Source organism: Pseudogemmobacter sp. TB195 (assembly GCF_058313095.1).
In genome coordinates this window covers 1-626 of the sequence record NZ_JBZEGG010000129.1, presented here as the reverse complement: position 1 = coordinate 626, position 626 = coordinate 1, and the positions used below count along the sequence as shown (strand labels likewise).

Annotated in this window: 1 protein-coding gene; it reads right to left on the bottom strand. The window is 69.5% G+C overall.

What is annotated here, in order from left to right; genetic code table 11:
* A partial coding sequence (locus AC4FS3_RS28975) for a Rossmann-fold NAD(P)-binding domain-containing protein (protein WP_491023415.1) occupies window positions 1-410 on the bottom strand: 410 nt, incomplete at its 3' end.
* Window positions 411-626 lie beyond the last annotated feature (216 nt).

Below are 626 nucleotides of genomic sequence, written 5' to 3'. Positions count from 1 at the left end.
GACAGCGGGAACGCCCCTTGCAACCATTTGCCGTCGCGCAGGAAGCGGTCGGCCTGGGGAATGCGGCGCACCGTGGCGATCAATAGCCCGAGCGTCAGGTCCGCCACCTCGTCGGTGAGCACGTCCGGCGTATTGGTGACGATGATGTTTCGCGCCGCCGCCGCCGCCACATCGACGCCGTCATAGCCAACGCCGATATTGGCGATGATTTCCAGCGCCGGCAGCCGGCCGATGAGCCCGGCGCTGACGCCGCCGAAACCTGCGACGGCGCGCACGCGCGGCCCGACCTCCGCCAGCAGGGCCTCCGGGTCCTCGGCCCCGCGCAAATCATGCACGTCACAACGCCGCCGCAACGCCTGCAATGGCGCGGGCATCATTGGGCTGACCAGCAAAACCTCGGGACGGGACATGTCATCTCCAGAATTGCGGCGCTCCGGCTTCAGATCGCCGCAACGCCTGTCGTGTTGGCGTTCCTGATTTCCCGGGCCATGCCCGGGCGCGGCGTCGCCACGCTGCGCCACTCCACGCCCGATTGCCCGGGGCGCTGAGCCGTGTCGCGCCTCTGGGGCCGCCCGCGGGGATGGCATAAGGGCGGGCGACCGCAAGGTCCAGACTGATGGAACGCC